Annotated in this window: 14 protein-coding genes; 6 read left to right on the top strand and 8 right to left on the bottom strand. The window is 59.5% G+C overall.

Going from position 1 to position 16,471, the window contains the following annotated elements; genetic code table 11:
• Positions 1-90 precede the first annotated feature (90 nt).
• The 6 genes from ACX80C_RS16185 to ACX80C_RS16160 all read right to left on the bottom strand — a co-directional run bounded on the left by ACX80C_RS16185 (position 91) and on the right by ACX80C_RS16160 (position 7,818).
• Positions 91-1,071: an ROK family protein gene (locus tag ACX80C_RS16185; protein ID WP_459327484.1), complete on the bottom strand. Its 981-nt coding sequence runs from the start codon at positions 1,069-1,071 to the stop codon at positions 91-93.
• Entirely contained in the window at positions 1,064-2,074 is a 1,011-nt protein-coding gene (locus ACX80C_RS16180) for a glycoside hydrolase family 113 (RefSeq protein ID WP_459327482.1), read from the bottom strand. Before ACX80C_RS16180 ends, ACX80C_RS16185 begins: the two co-directional genes overlap by 8 nt.
• Positions 2,071-4,557, bottom strand: a complete 2,487-nt coding sequence (locus ACX80C_RS16175; protein ID WP_459327481.1) for a glycoside hydrolase family 2 protein — start codon at positions 4,555-4,557, stop codon at positions 2,071-2,073. The genes ACX80C_RS16180 and ACX80C_RS16175 overlap by 4 nt, the downstream gene beginning before the upstream one ends.
• A complete protein-coding gene (locus ACX80C_RS16170; RefSeq protein ID WP_459327480.1) occupies positions 4,554-5,450 on the bottom strand; it encodes a carbohydrate ABC transporter permease in 897 nt (298 codons plus the stop codon). The genes ACX80C_RS16175 and ACX80C_RS16170 overlap by 4 nt, the downstream gene beginning before the upstream one ends.
• On the bottom strand, positions 5,447-6,400 hold the full coding sequence (locus ACX80C_RS16165) for a carbohydrate ABC transporter permease (RefSeq protein WP_459327479.1): 954 nt from the start codon (positions 6,398-6,400) through the stop codon (positions 5,447-5,449). Before ACX80C_RS16165 ends, ACX80C_RS16170 begins: the two co-directional genes overlap by 4 nt.
• 122 nt (positions 6,401-6,522) lie before the next feature.
• Complete coding sequence (locus ACX80C_RS16160) at positions 6,523-7,818, bottom strand: ABC transporter substrate-binding protein (protein ID WP_459327478.1); 1,296 nt, start codon at positions 7,816-7,818, stop codon at positions 6,523-6,525.
• Between the two features lie 255 nt (positions 7,819-8,073).
• Between ACX80C_RS16160 and ACX80C_RS16155 the strand changes: the two genes are divergently transcribed.
• The 6 genes from ACX80C_RS16155 (at position 8,074) to ACX80C_RS16130 (ending at position 14,767) form a co-directional block, all read left to right on the top strand.
• Positions 8,074-9,177 carry a LacI family DNA-binding transcriptional regulator gene (locus ACX80C_RS16155; RefSeq protein WP_459327477.1) on the top strand — a complete coding sequence of 368 codons (1,104 nt, stop codon included), beginning with the start codon at positions 8,074-8,076 and terminating at the stop codon, positions 9,175-9,177.
• Between the two features lie 25 nt (positions 9,178-9,202).
• Positions 9,203-9,976 carry a ThuA domain-containing protein gene (locus tag ACX80C_RS16150; protein WP_459327476.1) on the top strand — a complete coding sequence of 258 codons (774 nt, stop codon included), beginning with the start codon at positions 9,203-9,205 and terminating at the stop codon, positions 9,974-9,976.
• Complete coding sequence (locus tag ACX80C_RS16145) at positions 9,973-11,085, top strand: Gfo/Idh/MocA family protein (RefSeq protein WP_459327475.1); 1,113 nt, start codon at positions 9,973-9,975, stop codon at positions 11,083-11,085. Before ACX80C_RS16150 ends, ACX80C_RS16145 begins: the two co-directional genes overlap by 4 nt.
• Before the next feature lie 71 nt (positions 11,086-11,156).
• The gene (locus tag ACX80C_RS16140) at positions 11,157-12,896 is read left to right on the top strand and encodes an ABC transporter ATP-binding protein (protein WP_459327474.1); all 1,740 of its coding nucleotides are present in this window, start codon (positions 11,157-11,159) and stop codon (positions 12,894-12,896) included.
• Positions 12,897-13,003: 107 nt separating this feature from the next.
• A complete protein-coding gene (manA, locus tag ACX80C_RS16135; protein WP_459327473.1) occupies positions 13,004-14,158 on the top strand; it encodes a mannose-6-phosphate isomerase, class I in 1,155 nt (384 codons plus the stop codon).
• A 75-nt stretch (positions 14,159-14,233) separates the two neighbouring features.
• Positions 14,234-14,767, top strand: coding sequence for an isocitrate lyase/phosphoenolpyruvate mutase family protein (locus ACX80C_RS16130; RefSeq protein ID WP_459327472.1), 534 nt, complete (start codon positions 14,234-14,236; stop codon positions 14,765-14,767).
• A 16-nt stretch (positions 14,768-14,783) separates the two neighbouring features.
• On the opposite strand, the gene ACX80C_RS16125 is transcribed toward ACX80C_RS16130, so the two are convergent.
• Complete coding sequence (locus tag ACX80C_RS16125) at positions 14,784-14,945, bottom strand: hypothetical protein (protein ID WP_459327471.1); 162 nt, start codon at positions 14,943-14,945, stop codon at positions 14,784-14,786.
• A gap of 315 nt (positions 14,946-15,260) precedes the next feature.
• Positions 15,261-15,443 carry a serine hydrolase gene (locus ACX80C_RS16120; protein ID WP_459327493.1) on the bottom strand — a complete coding sequence of 61 codons (183 nt, stop codon included), beginning with the start codon at positions 15,441-15,443 and terminating at the stop codon, positions 15,261-15,263.
• Between the last annotated feature and the right edge of the window lie 1,028 nt (positions 15,444-16,471).

Raw genomic sequence — 16,471 nt, 5'->3', positions numbered from 1 at the left:
CTTCTCAGTCCCGCACTGTTCTGTCAGTGGGCAGGAGCACAAAGCCGGCAAGCATCCGCCGGATTCTCGACGGATCAGCGCCGGTTACCGCTAGGTTGCGGTCTCGAACGGGTGAATTGCCCGATGATGCACGGATTCGATCTCTCGGCCAGCACCTCGATGCACGAGGGCCGCTGCCCCGATCAGGGGCCCATCCGTTCCCAACCCGGTCGGAAGAATTTTCAGCCCGGTCGAATAGTCCAGCTGTGCGTGCTCCTGAGCAGCCTCCTGCACAAGTTCGCAGTAGTCTGGCGTCACTTGGGAGAACCCGCCACCGATCACCACTCGTTCCAGATCGAGCAGGGTGGTTACCGAAGCCAGCGCCCGCCCAACGGCGGATGCGCTGCGCCTCACCGCCGACACCGCAGTCTCGTTTCCCATGGCGTAGGAGAGCGCGAGGTCTTCACCGGTGCTTCCTTTCCAGCCGTGTGTTCGTGCCCATCGAACCGTGTTCGGTCCGGAGGCTATTTCTTCGAGGGTGCATCCAACGCCCGGCAGCGTGAAGCCTGGCACCTCTATTTGTCCGATATGGCCGGCGTTGCCAGTCTTGCCCGAAACCACGCGTCCGTCCGCGATGATGCCACCGCCCACGCCGGTGGAAACCACCATTCCCATGAGTGAAGAGCACCCCTGACCGGCCCCAACCCACATTTCAGCAAGCGTGATACAAAGCCCGTCCAGCCTGAGGATGGGTTCGGAGCTGTAACCTGCTTTGGCTGCTGCTTTTTCGACGACCGAGCGCAGCGGGAATTCGCGCCAGACCCCGATATTCACCGGACTTACTACGCCCTCAAGCAATCCGATGGGGCCTGCGCTGCCGATACCGATTCCGAGCAGGGCTGCATCGGCAGGTATAGCGGATAACGCTTCCATTGCCACGTGTTGCACCGCAACGACCAGCTCCTCCGAGGAACTTCCTGAACCGGTGGGCAGCCTATGTCTGCTTTCAGGCAGAATCGATCCCTCGATGTCGACCAGTGCCGCTTCAACCTTCGTTCCGCCGAAATCCACTCCAAGCGCGAACTCAGCCACTGGGCTCCCTTTCATCCAACGTTCCCCCAATGTGACTCGCCGAAGGCCATCGCGCAGTCATCTCGGCGAAATACTCCCCAACCACAGCGGCGGCTTCCTTACCGAAAACGCAGTAATCGTCATTGAGATTCGACTCAGTCACCGGGTAGAGGTTCGGCGGCCAATCCCAGAGCATAATGCCGCGGACCCACTCCCGCCCACTGCAGGCGTCAAACATGGCCCGGTACCACCGTGCCTGCTCTGATTCGGATGGTTCGCCGGGAAGTGACCAATCGTTGGGCTTTGCTGCGGAACCGGTGCGGCTGGGACATCCGGCTTCCATGAAGAAGAAGGGTTTACCCTCCTGCTCGACCACCTGTTCGATGCGGTCCAGTTGAGCATCCCATTCCAGCTCCGGGTAATAGCCGCTTGAGGAGATGACATCGACTGCATCCCACCAGCGCACCCTGCCTTCCTGGTACTTGTCGCAGTTGTAGGTGATTGATCCTCGGTAGACCGACCGCACTTCCGCGATGAGCGCGCGCCACTCGTGTTCCCGCTTATCCGACTGCACCATCTCGCAGCCGATGCACAGCATCTCGCAGCCTTCCTCTTCGGCCACGCGGGCATAGTGCAGCATGAAACGGGTATAGGACTCGAACCATTGCCCCCAGGTAGGCTCGCCCGGCGTGTCCTCGTCAAAGAATCCGATGAACGCCCGCCAGGTTCCGTCTGCGCAATTGACTACCGGTTTGAGACAGACTGAGTACCCCTCTGCCTTCGCGGCCCGGATGGCCCAGCGCACCTCTTCATCCGTCACGGTCGGCTCATCCTTGAACGGAATCTCTGTCGACTGCGCGGTGTCCTGCAACACGGCGAAGGACACCGCGACCCAGTTGAGATTCAGATCCCTCATCAGCCGCACGGATTCCTGGGCCGCCGGGGTTCCCCAGGTTCCTCTTACACCGGTCCACCCCCAGGTCATGCCCGCGATTGGTTCGCTCGGGAAAACTACTCCGGTCACTGTGCTGTTCCCCCGGCCACGAGCTGGTTCGCACTCCTCAGCACGCGGCCGGCGGTCAATTCACCCGCATCCAGGGAGCTGGCCGACTGGACGTGAAAGGTAACGCTTTCTCCGGGAAGGAGGGTGACGAGCTGATCATCCACACGCGCACCAGAGTCTACCTTGTCAACAAGCAGCGTAAGGTCACGAACCAGATTCCCGGCTCGTACCCGCACCTCATAGCCCTCGTCCACCGGAACCACCTCGGTGGCAAGTTGAGGTGCGGCTAGCTCGGAATCCCGGTACTCAGCGAAGAACCACAGCGCCCGCTCAGTTCCCACGGTTGCGCACACAAGATCTCCACTCGAGCTTGTGCTGGTGGCGACTTCCTCAGGGACAGTGAGGGTAGCGCTCTCCCGGGCGCCGAGTTGCAGGGGGAGAGTGACTGAAGCCCGCTCATGCCCGCCGTAGGAAAGCAAACGGACAATGACGTCGTCCCGCCATTCCTGATCGGTGTCATTGACGACGCAAACGGCGAGCCCGTTCTCGCGCGGCTGGATGGTGACCAGCCGGTCTTCGTAGGCGTGCTTGATCGCATAGAGAAGCGGCTTGGCCCGCCCGTCGCCGTCGATAGCCGCCCAGGAGGTGACGGGCCAGCAGTCATTGAGCTGCCACACGATGCTTCCCATACACAGCGGACTCAAAGACCGGAAGTGTTCGATCGCCACTTCGATCGCCCTCGCCTGGTTCAACGACATGGCCCAGTGCCAGTCGTCGGTGTCATCAGGCAGCGGCAGATGGTCAACCAAACCGTCGATGAGTTTTGTGTTTCCCTCCATCGCCTTCTGGTGAACGAGCATGCCCGGCGATTCGGGGGTCAGTGGACTGTCGCTGATTGACCGGGTGAGGGTTGACCACGTGGGCGGCCCCTGCCACCCGTACTCTGCCACGAAACGCGGCTGATAGCTGCGGTAGTGAGGGTAGTCCCGTTGATTCCACAGGTCCCACAGGTGAACGGATCCGTGCTGGGGGTCGTTGGGGAAATGGGCCGGATCAGGTGAGAAGGGGCTGCTCGGCGTGTAGGGCCGCTGCGGATCGAGTTCGCGCAGAAGTTCCGGCAACAACTCGTCGTAGTAACCTTTCCCCCAGGTTCGGCCACGCAGGCGTTTGGCCCAACCCCACTCCTCGTGGCCCCAAACATTCTCATTGCTTCCGTTCCACACGACCACGCTCGGGTGTGGAAGGAGTCTGAGAACATTGTCGCGGACCTCGGCTTCCACCTCACTGCGCAGCGGCTCCTCCTCGGCGTACGCGGCGCAGGCAAAGAGGAAATCCTGCCACGTCAGAATGCCCAATTCGTCACACAGGTCGAAGAAGTCATCGCTTTCGTAGATCCCCCCGCCCCACACCCGCAGCAGGTTCATGTTCGCCGATTCTGCCTGAGCCAGACGTTCCACGTAGCGTGCGCGGTCCACCCGGTGAACGAAGGCGTCGTCCGGTATCCAGTTCGCGCCCTTCACGAAAATGGGTCGGTCATTGATGATCAACGTGAACGGGGTGCCGTGAGCGTCCGGTTCAGTGTCAACCCGAACGGTGCGGAAACCTACGCGGCCGTGCCAGGAATCAAGATCGGACCCGTCTGAAACGAGGTCGACCTGCAAATCGTAGAGCGGCTGGGCGCCGTGGCCGCGTGGCCACCAGAGGTCAACGTCGGTCACATCGACATCGACAGCAGCCGACTCCGCGCCTGCCGCCAGATCAACGGTCCGGGTCTCACCGGCAACGCGCACCACGACTTGGGCGCTGGAGGCGACTGCGTGCTCGAGCAGCACGCTGACCCGTACCACTCCCCCGGCACCTTCCACAGAGGCAACCGGGCTAACGGAGGCAAGCCGCACTGTGGACCAGTTCTCCAGACGCACGGCACGCCACATTCCTACAGTTGCAACGTCGGGCCCCCAATCCCACCCGAAGTTGCAGGCCATCTTACGGATGGAGTTGTAGGGGTGGTGGTTGACGTGCGGGCGATAACCTTGCTCGAGACTCGCCTGGTCCGCGTATTTCACCGGCGACGAGAACGTGACGGTCAAGTCGTTCGATCCCTCGCGCAACAGCGCCCGAACGTCGAACCGGTAGGTGCGGTGCATGTTTGCAGTCTCAGCGACGCGTTCGCCGTTCAGTTCAATGACCGCCACCGTATCCAGTCCTTCAAACACCAAGTCAGTGCGTTGGTGCTGATCCCCCCGCCACTGAAAACTCGTGCTGTAGCGCCAGTCACACAAACCGATCCAGGCCAGCAGCCGTTCATTGTCATCCAGGTAGGGGTCCTCGATCAGGCCGGCCGCCATGAGATCGGTATGGATGCTTCCAGGAACCGTCGCCGGTATGGAGCGTCCGGAGATCAGTTGCGGCACCGGGCCGTTAATGGCCTCAACATGCCAGTTCTGGTGCAGGAGTGCTTCGTCCTTCGCGAGCTGTCCGGCGTCGGTCGATGTCACTGTCACTTGGTAGCTCCTTGGGTGAGTCCGCTGTAGATGAAACGCTGCAGAAGTATGAATGCGATCAAGGTAGGGATGATGACAATAAGGGTGCCCGCGGAGATGACCTCCCATTGGGATCCGAAAGGCCCAGTGAATCGGAACAGTGCCGTCGAGATCATCGACAGTTCCTCGGAAGGCAGGTAGAGAAACGGAATGTAGAACTCGTTGTAGATGGCGATGCCCTTGATAATCACCACTGTTGCGATCGCCGGTTTCAGGAGCGGCAGGATGATCCGCCAGAAAATGGTGAACTTGTTGGCGCCGTCGAGCATTGCCGCCTCATCCACGTCCTTCGGGATGGACTGCATGAACTGGACGAAGATATAGATGGAAATGATGTCAGTGCCAAGGAACAGCGCGATCGGCGCCGCATAGGAGTCGTACAGCTCAAGTCCTACAACAATCTGGAAGGTCGCGACCTGCGTTGTCACTCCCGGCACCAGTGTGGCCAGCAGGAAGAGCGCAATGACGACTTTTTTCAACTTGAAATCGAAGCGGTCTATTGCATAGGCCGTCATGGATCCGATCAACACGGTGCCGGCCAGCGAAACGATCAGCACGATCCCCGTATTCGCGAATCCCAGCAGCATGTTCCCCTGCGTGAACGCGATCCCGTAATTCTCGAAGTTGAACCAGTTCTCTGGCGGGTCAAGCGGGCCGGTGGTCAGGTATTCTTCGCGGGTTTTGAAGGAAGTCAGGAAGACCGCCACAAGAGGCACGAGGACGACGACGACAGCGAGCACCAGCGAGAGATACTTCAGGAACGTGGCGATTGCCGCTCGGGTCCGGTGGTTCTCCCGTTGCGGGAATCGAAGGGCGTCGGTTGGCCGAGAGTCGCGGCGCAGCAGGTTGCTCATGTCAGGTTCACCTCGTCGTCGGGCACCAGCTTGCGTTGGATGAATGTCACGATCAGGACGATCAGCAACAGCACGACGGCCATCGCCGATGCGAAGCCCACCTGCCGGAACTGGAACGCGCTTTGGATGGTTTGAATGACGAAAGTGGAGCTGCCGTTAGCTCCCCCGGTCATGATGAACGGGATTTCGAAGACCGCCAGACTTCCTGATATCGCGAGGATGAAGGAAAGGCTGATGATTCGCTTGATTCCCGGCGCGATGATGAATCGGAACTGCTGCCATTTGCTGGCGCCATCTAAGTCTGCCGCCTCGTACAGTTGACTTGGGATGGACTGGATGGCCCCGAGGAACAGGACAAAGTTCAATCCTGTGTACCGCCAAACGGACGTTGCCGCGAGGGATACGTTGACGGCGTCGGGATCGCCCAGCCAGGCCGTTGTCGCACTTTCCAGACCCACAGCCTTCAACAGACTGTCGAGGGTGCCGTCCGGTTGGTACAGGTAGAGGAAGACCAGCCCGATCGCCACCCCGTTAATCAGGTAGGGAAAGAAAAGAACACCTTTGAAGAAGTTACGGAAGCGCGTGTTGAAACTCAGGATGGTGGCGAAGTAGAGCGCGATCCCCATCTGAAGAAAAGACGCGCCAATGTAATAGAGACTGACGAAGAAGACCCGGAAGACTTCGGGTTCCGTGAAGATCTCGATGTAGTTCTCGAGTCCAACGAACTCCTTCTCGAGATCAATTCCGTCCCAGTCCGTGAAGCTGTACCAGATGAGGTTAGCCGCCGGCACGAAAGTAAAAGTGATCAGCAGGGCCAAGGGAGCGATGAGAAAGAGGTAGGGCGTGATTCGCCTGTGCTTTTTGAGGGTGCGTGAGGGGCGAGCCTCTCGTTCAAGTGGCGTACCCGCCGTTGGTGGCGCACCACCCGTCGTTCCTGTCATCTGTGACATGGTCACCGGATCCTTTCCGGGTGCGGCGTCTAGTTCAAGTCGAGGGCTGTTGGATGAAGACATTGCTGCGGTGAGCGCCGACCATCGGTACCGTCCGACGCTCACCGCGTTCGATGCCTTAGCTAACTGGTTACCTCAGCCCGAGCTTGCGCCCAACGAGTGTTGAGATCCTCGAAGAAGGACTCCTTGTCGCCGTCGGCCGCACCCCGCGCGACGTCCACCAGTTGCTGACGGTAGATCTGGCCGAACAGGTCAATCTCTGCCTCGTTATAGATGTCCGAGTGCAGCGTGGCATTTTCAGCTGGCGCTGGGGTCAGTTCGATCAGTTCCACACCGAGTTCTTCGAAGGTGGACAGAGACTCAGGCAGTTCGCTGTCCACCTGCGGCGGGATGGCGCCCTGGCTTTCCGCGAATCCCGACTCATTCGCGAACCAATCAACCCATGCGCGCGCAGCAACCTTGTTTTCAGAGTTGACGTTGATGGCGTTCGAGAAGTCCCCGCCGGTCTGCGAGTAGAAAGTGCCGTTCTCCTGATAGGGGAAAGGCATGAATCCGATGGTTTCCGGGTCAACACCAGCAGCTTCGGCTGCGTCCTCGAACTGGGTGATTGCCCATGAACCCAATGCCATTGTGGCGATCTCTCCCGTGGCTGTCATGCCTTTGGAGCCTTCCCATTCCGTGGTCAGCGGATCGTCTTCGCTCAAGCCCTCGGACACGATGTCGAACAACAAACCGTCGAGCACGTACTGCTCTTTTCCTTCACTCCACGGGTTGTCGATCGAGTTCATCTCGTTGACGGTTTCGGGGTCACCCGAGATGCCGCGGTTGCCCTGCCACTGACCGAGTGGCCAGCCGTCTGCATAGTTGGTGTAGTAGGGAATCGCCTCGGTGTTCTCCTGAATAGCGCGCAACGCGTCGAGGAACTCACCGGGCGTTGTGGGCGTTTCCGTGATTCCGGCTTCCTCCCAGACCGCGGTGTTGTAGAGGAAACCGTTTGCGTTGCCAAAGGTTGCCATACCGTAGGCCGTGCCGTCATAGGCCGCCTTGTCCACGTACCGGTATTGTTCCTTCATCTCCTCAACTGTGCCCAACGGCTCGAAGAACTGTGGCAGCTGGTCGGGGGTCACTGAATTGGGAATACCCAGTACGTCGCCGTAATCGCCGGTACTGAGCCGCGTGGTGACTTCGCCCTCGTAGTCGGTGATTGCCTCAAAGTCGACAGTTACGTCCGGATACTGCTCTTCGAATTCGGCCTTGTATTCCTGGAAAAGAGTGTCGACGAGATCGGTGCGATTCGTCAGAACCGTGATCTCGCCCGATGGTTCGCCGCCTTCTGACCCTGTCTCGCCGCCTCCGGCGGAGCAGCCAGCGAGCAGTAGCGCTGCTGTCGCGACCCCCGCGATGTGCTTCTTTGCCATCTGTAGTCTCCAATTCTCGGATGAAGGAGCTCCTAGAGGGTGATGTACGTCATACATCGGTGGAGCTTGACGCTGACACTACTACCGGCTGGAACACTTCGTCAAGTAATTTATGTCAACGCTGACATAGCAACATAAATTCTTTATAAAAACGCTGGATCTCCGATTTATCCAAGGTTTTTTTCATCATCCTTAGGTGTGAACTGACCGGTGATGTCAGCGAAGACACGCCGTCGCGGTGGTACTCTTTCTTCCATGAGCGGCCCAGTGACACGTGACACACTCAAATTCGGCGATGGACCGTCGAGTTCCGATGCCGGCACCATGCGCGTGGCCAGTGCTCAACCGCGAGCCACTCTTGCGGATGTCGGCAAGCTGGCCGGTGTAAGTTCGAAAACCGTCTCCCGGGTCATGCTTGGTGACAAAAAGGTCGCTGAGCCCACCCGTGAACGCGTGCTGGCCGCCGCCCGCACTCTGCGCTTCCGGCCCAATCAACTGGCGTCCAGCCTCCGCCAGGGCAGTACCACCAACGTCATCGCATTCGTGATCGGCGATCTGACCAACCCGTTTTACGCTTTGGTGGCCGCAGGGGCAGAACGGGAATTGGCACGGCAGGGATTGATGATGATCCTCGCCAGCACTGATGATGATCCAACCAGTGAGGAACCGGTGGTCGAAACGTTGCTTCGACAGCGGGTTCGAGCTCTCATCATGGTGCCGATCTCCCAGGACCAGAGTTATCTTGAGGGTGAGCGGCAGCTCGGGACGCCTGTAATTTGTGTGGATCGCCCCGCCCATAACCTGATTGCGGACTCCGTAGTGCTGGATAACCGGAACGGCATGGCACAAGCCGTTCGCAAGCTCACCGGGATCGGCCATCGTCGCATTGCATTCGTTTCGAGTCCAGTTGGACTGCACACCGACCAGCAACGTTTGGCCGGATATGAGGACGCATTGCGGGAGGCGGGGATCCCGGTCAGCTCTGAGTTGGTGCAGATGCCACAGGTCTACGGCACTGTGGCGGAATCCGTCGATGAGCTTATGGCGCTTCCGGAGCCGCCTACCGCGCTTGTCGCGGCGAACAACAAAATTAGCTCGATCATCATCCATGCTTTGCAGGATCGGCTTGATTCTGTGGCTTTCGTCGGCTTCGACGATTTTGAGCTCGCCGACCTCACCGACATCAGCGTTGTAGCGTACGACGCCGCAGAGCTGGGACGCGTTGCCGCCCGCCTCGCCGTCGCTCGCCTTGAGGACCCAGTCGGTCCCCCTGCACACCAACAGATTCCGACCACGCTCATCGCTCGCGGCTCCGGCGAGAAACACCCAATCGTAGCGCCCCAAGAATTGGCGCACTGATAGTCCACAACTGGAAGGAACACACATGGCGCTTGATCGTGGGCCCATCAGGGTCACAGTCTGGAACGAGAATAGGCACGAAGAAACCGACGAGCGGATTGCGAAGATCTATCCGCATGGCATCCATGGAGCCATCCGTGAGGGACTTCAACAGAATCTTGGCTCCGAAGTTGATGTGCGCACCGCGGTGCTGTCCGAGCCTGAGCATGGACTATCCGAAGAAGTGCTCACCAACACCGATGTGCTGACCTGGTGGGGGCATATGGCGCACGGCGAGGTGAGCGATGACGTCGTGGAACGCGTCCACCGGCACGTTCTTTCCGGGATGGGTTTGCTTGTGCTGCATTCCGGGCACTGGTCGAAGATTTTTGTCAAGCTGATGGGCACTTCCTGCTCACTGCGATGGCGGGGTGCTCAAGATAGGGAGTTGGTTTGGACAGTTGAGCCCACTCATCCCATCACGCAGGGTATACCGCACCCGCTCGTCATCGACGAGCAGGAAATGTACGGTGAATACTTCGACATTCCCACACCCGAGGAACTTATCTTCCTCAGCTCATTCAGCGGCGGAGAAGTGTTCCGCAGCGGCTGCACCTTCCGCCGCGGTCACGGCAAGATTTTCTACTTCAGCCCAGGCGACCAGGAGTACCCCGTCTATCATCACGAAGATATTCGACGGGTACTGTCCAACGCGGTCCAGTGGGCCCTGCCCAGCCAGCGTGAGCGTACCTACCCCGAGCTTGGTGAGTATGAGTTGAACGAATTCTTCAATGGACGCAGCTACGAGGGGACGAAGTGAACGCCCACTTTGAGCCCGTTCCAACAGACGCGCCGCTGCCCGTCGTCGTCGTCGGGGCAGGCGGAATGGGCGCCGCATGGATCGCTGCCGTAGAAGAATCACATCTAGTCGACCTGCGCGGCATCGTAGACCTCAACCAGGACGCTGCCCGGGCTGCCGCCGTCGCCGTCGGGCGACCGGACCTACCCACCGGGACAGCTACGGTCCCCCTTGCCCGCGAGACGGGGGCGCAGGCCGTCATCGATGCCACTATTCCTGAAGCACACCACCCCGTCACCACGGAGGCACTCTTTGCCGGGTTGCCCGTACTGGGCGAGAAGCCGGTCGCGGCCACCCTCCCGCAGAGCCTTGCCCTGGCAGCTACATCGACGCTAACCAATCAGCTGTTCATGGTCAGCCAGTCCCGGCGATACAACCAGCATGTAGTCGACGCCCTGGCCATGTCCCGGCAGTTGGGCACGCTGGGAATTTGCAGCGTTGACTTCTTCAAGGCACCACGGTTCGGCGGATTCCGGGACGCTATGCCCCATCCGCTCCTGGTAGACATGGCGATCCATCAATTCGACCTGGCGAGGCTGCTCCTCGATGCGGAACCGGTCTCCGTCTCCTGCGAAGAGTACAACCCCAACTGGAGCTGGTACGACGGCGACGCCGGCGCCCTAGCCATCTTCGAGATGACCGGCGGCGCGCGGTTTATCTTCAATGGCAGCTGGTGCAGCCCGGGGCTGGAAACCTCCTGGAACGGCCGATGGCGCATCAGCGGTGCGGAAGGATCGGTGCTGTGGGACGGTGATAACCCGCCAATTTCGGAACCGAACCAACCGATCGCGGCCAATGCCACACCCGTAAGCGAAGGCATCCGCGGCGCGTTGGTTGAGTTCGTCACAGCACTGCGTGACGGGACGCGCCCGATAGGCGAGGTCCACAGCAACCTTCTGAGCTTCGCGATGGTTGAAGCCGCGGTACGTAGCACTTCGACCGGACAGCGCGTTCACATTCGGGACCTGCTCGACGAATCACTCGCCACGGCGCTTGATTTACCTTTCCACCCGGCAGTTCTGGATACTCTCCGGACCGGCAACGTGCTGGAGTCTCTGCTTCCCGCGTAATAACGCTTCCCTTTTGGTCCGCGTTGCCCCCGTGATCGATCTCCTCTCGTAGAGGCTAGTTTCAAAGCGACATGAACCTCAATACAACGCACCCAGTACGTGCCCTCGCCAGCGCAGCGCGGCCTTACCGCCGCCGCATCTTTGCCGCGCTGCTTTTCAACGTGCTCAAGGACAGCCCCCTATGGGTGATCCCAGTCATCACCGCGCTTGTCATCGACACCGTGGTGCAGGGCGAGGATCTCCGGCGTCTGGCCTTGTTAATCGGGATTGCAATTCTGGTGCTGGCTCAGAACTATCCCAATCACATCCTGTACGTCCGTCTCTACAGTCGCGTCTACCGCTCCATCGCAGCGGACCTCCGCAACCGCCTAACGGAACACCTTCAGGAACTGTCTATCGGATACCACAACCGCAAGAGTGCGGCCGTGATCCAGAACAAACTTGTCCGAGATGTGGAGAACGTCGAACTGCTGATGCAGCAGGTGTTCCCGGTATGCGTACTGTCAATCAATCTGATGATCGGCGCCATCACTGTCACCGCACTGCAGGCACCGGCGTTCCTTCTGGTTTTTGCGTTGACTGTGCCCCTGGGTGCCGCGCTGGTCGCTGGAATGCGCCGACGAGCGCTACACCGAAACGAGGATTTCCGTCGACGCGTCGAGGACCTGTCCGACCGCGTAGGCGAGATGGCGACGCTCATTCCCATCACAAGGGCGCACGGGCTCGAGCACACTGCTGCGCGACGGGTCGCGGCCACGTCCGAAGACGTAAAGCAGGCAGGGTTAGTGCTTGATCGGTTGAACAGCCGCTTTGAAACGACATCATGGGTCTCATTCAACGTCCTGGCAACACTTTGTCTAGGATTGGCCGGCTGGGCGGCCATCACGGATTTCCTGCCGATCAGTGCTGGGCAGGTAGTACTTCTCAGCACCTACTTCGCGACGCTCACCTCAGCCATCACACAACTCATCGGTCTGGCGCCCATCTTTACGAAGGGGATTGAGTCTGTCCGGTCCATCCTCGAGGTCCTGGGGAATCCGGACCTGGAGGATAACGAGGGCAAGGAAACGGTGCCAACGGTCTCTGGGCAAATAACCTTCGAGCAGGTGTCCTATCGTTTCCCTGACGACCCGAAGAACGCGATTGACCAATTCTCGTTGGACATAAATGTTGGAGAAACCGTTGCGTTTGTCGGCGCCTCAGGGTCCGGGAAATCAACCACCATCAACCTGCTGCTTGGCTTTATCAGGCCCACCGAGGGCCGAATCCTGCTCGACGGACGCGACATGCACGACCTGGACCTTCGCACCTTTCGGCGGTTTGTCTCTGTAGTTCCGCAGGAATCGGTTCTGTTCGAAGGATCCATCTACGACAACATCACCTACGGGATGGAGGACGCCAACCCGCAACTCGTCCGTCAAGCACTTGAGCATGCCAACGCAGCAGAGATAGTCGATGCTCTCCCCAACGGGTGGGACACCTTCGTAGGCCAGAGAGGAGCGCGGCTATCCGGTGGTCAGAGGCAACGCCTGACGATCGCACGTGCGCTCATCCGCGATCCCCGCATCCTCGTTCTCGATGAGGCAACGAGCGCACTCGACTCCTCATCGGAGCTCAAAGTGAAGGACGCGCTCGAAACACTCATGCGCGGCAGAACATCGCTCGTCGTGGCGCATCGCCTGTCTACGATCAGAAGTGCCGATCGGATCGTCGTGCTGGATCGAGGCAGGATCGTCGAAGTCGGGGCGCATGACGCACTCATCGGCCTGGACGGCCATTATGCCCGGCTCCACCGTGCACAAGCGGTGTGATATTGCGCGGACGAACAGAGCTCTCCGGGACACACCGGGCGACCATACAGTGACGGAGCTCTTCGACCAATACCTGACGGAACTAATCGAAGGAACCGATAGACGACATGCTGATACCCATCACCAACACCCCCAGAAACTACGACTGGGGTTCCCGCAACGCGATCGCACAGCTCCTCGCCCGAGAACCTTCGGGGCTTCCAGAAGCGGAGTTGTGGCTAGGCACACATAGCGGGTCCCCCGCCCGAATCGCAGACCCCACTATTGCCAATGGCCACACCGACCTATCTGACTGGATGGCCGCGAACGCAACGGACAACCTATCCGCCAAACTGCCGTTCCTGCTCAAGATCCTTGCAGCTGAGCACCCACTGTCCCTTCAAGTTCACCCCGATACACAGCAGGCACAGCGAGGCTTCGCGAGGGAGAACGAAGTCGGCCTACCTCTCGATGATCCAACTCGAAACTACAAAGATGACCAAGCAAAGCCAGAAATCATCGTAGCCATCAGCGACACCTTCGAGGCACTCGCCGGCTTCAAACCGGCGGAGCGTTCCATCGAGGAAATCTCCAAGCTCGGACCACATACAACCCAAACGCTGACGCCGTTGATTGATCGACTGCTCGAAGGGCTCCAGCCCGCTGTCGAGTGGATACTGCTCAGCCCGCAGTCAACGCTAGACGCGCCCTTGCAAACGCTCGTGCAAGCAGTAGACAACGCCAGCCCAAACACCACCATCAAGTTATTGGCAGCTCGATACCCCCGCGACCGGGGTCTGCTTCTAGCCCTGCTACTCAGAAAGGTCACCCTGAAGCGGGGTGGAGGGCTGTTCCTGCCTGCGCGCAACATCCACGCTTACTTGAGAGGTGTAGGGGTCGAGTTGATGAGAGCATCTGACAATGTGCTTCGGGCAGGCCTTACCCCCAAACACGTTGACCCTTTGGAACTGCTCAGCATTGTCGACTTCGATGAGACAAGCGACAACCGGCTCGATCCGACCGCATTTGGCGTGGGCGTCGGAGCGTATCAACCACCGGATGTCGGCTTTCAGATCGTCCGGGTCGATGGCACAGCACCGGCGACAGTGCATTTGGATGGTTCTGCCATCGCCATTTGCTTATCCGGAACCACTCATGTCCACGGCCGCCATAATGCAATCTTCTTGACCGCCGGCCAGTGTCTCTTCATCTCACCAGACGAAGAGACGATTTCGATGACCGAGGGAGCAGAACTTTTTATAGCGATGGAACGCACCGCTTAACAACCATCCCCGTCGAACAAGCGTTATTCGAACCCTAGAGGTCGACTGTGGACGAAGTGAATCATCGAGCTATTCGTGCGGCGAACGCATCAAGCAGACTCGTGCCAGATCACTGAGGTGTCGAGTATTTGGGTTCAACGACTTTCGGATTGCGGCGGGCGGCTCGCTAAGTGTTGCGGGGCAGGAGGTTGCGGGCACTTCGAGCCTCGCACTGATGTCCTCTGGCTTGGGCCATGTGACCTCAAAGAGGCTGTCCGCCGCGCCCGAATGTACGTGGACGCGGGCGCCGACGGGGTATTCCTTCCGGGTACGGGCGATTTAGCGCTCATTGAGGATTTCGTAGCGTCACTCGACGTACCAGTCAACGTCCTCGCCTCACCCACTCTGACCCGACAACAGCTCGCGAGCGTAGGAGTAGCAAGAATCAGCACCGGCTCATTGATCTACCGCGCCGCACCAACCAATGCCATCGCGGCCGCACGCGCCGTTCGCGACGGTCAGCCTGTCCCTACCGCGATCAGCTACGACGAAATTCAAGCGCTACACCGCAGACCTCTTTTCGCGATCGCTTCCCGGGAACGCGTGGAGGAACCCTATTGCGACCGCTGAGCGAAGCGAACGGAGCTTAACTTCGGAGTTGGGTTTCGACGCCGTCGATGAAACTCTTGATGAGTTCTTGGGATGGTGGGAGTACCTGGGTCGGTAGGACTGCGACCGTTTCATGCTTAGGCCAGGAGTACCAGAGGGTGCCCAATCCGCCGCCCAGCCATACCGTGGGAAACGGCACTGATGAATCGTACTCGGCTCCGGTGATTTGAATTCCGTAGCCCCAGCCGCCACCGGCAAGAAGACCTGCGCTGATGGCCCATTTCGTTGTTCCTCTGTGAGCCGGTTGGTGACCATGGCATCTAGGATGTTATGGCTGAGGACGCCTCCTTCACCCGTAAGGAGTGCGCTGGCGAAGCCTAGTAGATCCGTCGCAGTTAAGACCAGCCCTCTGCGGGCGTCAGGGAAAGCCGGTTTTTGTGCCCATCGGCTGTCGGCTGCGGAATCCAGCTACGTCAGTCCGGGGTCACCAGCGGTGAAAGCTGTAGACAGCCTGTCAGGCGGTGCGACGAACGTAGTTCGTACATTTCCAAAAAGTTGAACGTCGCTGGTACAGCAGCTCGTCGAGTGGCTGGCCGCTGGCGCGGGCGAACAGGACGCCAAGCACCCCGTAGGCAAGGTCGTACCGCCACACCGTGCCCGGCTGTTCCATCAGCGGCAGCTCGGCTAAGCGCGTGATCCATTAATCGGGTGTCAGTGGGACGGACGGATCGGGTGGGCCGATTCCCAGACCAGCATCTGCCGCGGCACTCACAGCCGGGCACTCACCCTCGAAGACGAACCCGAAGCCTCGACTGTGGTAAGCCGCTCAGACGGTTATGGCGGCTCTTACATTTCACTGGTGACGGCGCTGATCGTGGTCTTCCTAGTCGTCAACGGAACCCTGAGCGGAACAGCCCAACTGATTCCGTGGTTGGCTCCCACTGTCCTCGGTACCCCACTGATCGAAATGTAGCGTCGTCGCCTCGTGACCGTGGCTGAGCCTGTCCTGACCGCACCGGGTTCACCACCCAGCAGTCACATGATCCAACCGCCAGCGCTCTTGCCTTACACAACCCGTGACAGCTATTTCCGAGCGGCCGTGCCTCTCGTTACCTGAAATGCCTCGCCGACCGCACGACGACCACAAATCGACCAGAGCCGGTGAACCCAGCGGACGAAACTCCCGAAGCGCGTCTCCTTACGGTTTCGGACCAGACCGACGATTTGTGCCGCCAGTTCGTACGCTACAGAGTGTTGAGCAAAGAACTACTGACAACCCAATGCACACCTCGACTGCACAAAAGCCATTGATTCTGCGCGATGGTGAGAGAGGGAACCTCACAAGCTACCGGACTGTTGCCTGGGGACCCAGCGACTGCGGCGATAGCTTTACCGTCTGGCAGAAGTTCGCGGGTGATGCGCTGCTCGGTGCGGATTCGGTACAGGACAGTCTGGGATTGCCAAAACTGCTCACGGCCGGTGGCGTCGTGTTTCCTGCTGGTGTGCGCGCCGCATTCGAAAGACTCAACGTACCGTGTGCGTCAGTCGTTATCCCCTCGCGGATCTCGGCTTCCTTTCGGAGAGTACGAGCCAGCCATTGGGACTTCGCATCCCCAGGATGCGGGAAAGGAATAACTAGCCCCGTAGTAAATGCACGAACGAAAGTAGAGTAAATGCGTGACCGACCTTTTGTGGTTGATTCAGGCTTAGAATGCAGCTGGGAGC

The organism is Arthrobacter tecti (genome assembly GCF_054511355.1).
The sequence above is the reverse complement of the archived record's forward strand: the minus strand, read 5'-3'. Positions and strand labels throughout refer to the sequence as shown.

What these genes read in the sequence shown, in the direction of transcription:
- ACX80C_RS16165 (WP_459327479.1), bottom strand. Translation starts at nt 6,400, where the DNA reads ATGTCACAGATGACAGGAACGACGGGTGGTGCGCCACCAACGGCGGGT.
- ACX80C_RS16155 (WP_459327477.1), top strand. Translation starts at nt 8,074, where the DNA reads ATGAGCGGCCCAGTGACACGTGACACACTCAAATTCGGCGATGGACCG.
- ACX80C_RS16160 (WP_459327478.1), bottom strand. Translation starts at nt 7,818, where the DNA reads ATGGCAAAGAAGCACATCGCGGGGGTCGCGACAGCAGCGCTACTGCTC.
- ACX80C_RS16170 (WP_459327480.1), bottom strand. Translation starts at nt 5,450, where the DNA reads ATGAGCAACCTGCTGCGCCGCGACTCTCGGCCAACCGACGCCCTTCGA.
- ACX80C_RS16140 (WP_459327474.1), top strand. Translation starts at nt 11,157, where the DNA reads ATGAACCTCAATACAACGCACCCAGTACGTGCCCTCGCCAGCGCAGCG.
- manA (WP_459327473.1), top strand. Translation starts at nt 13,004, where the DNA reads ATGCTGATACCCATCACCAACACCCCCAGAAACTACGACTGGGGTTCC.
- ACX80C_RS16150 (WP_459327476.1), top strand. Translation starts at nt 9,203, where the DNA reads ATGGCGCTTGATCGTGGGCCCATCAGGGTCACAGTCTGGAACGAGAAT.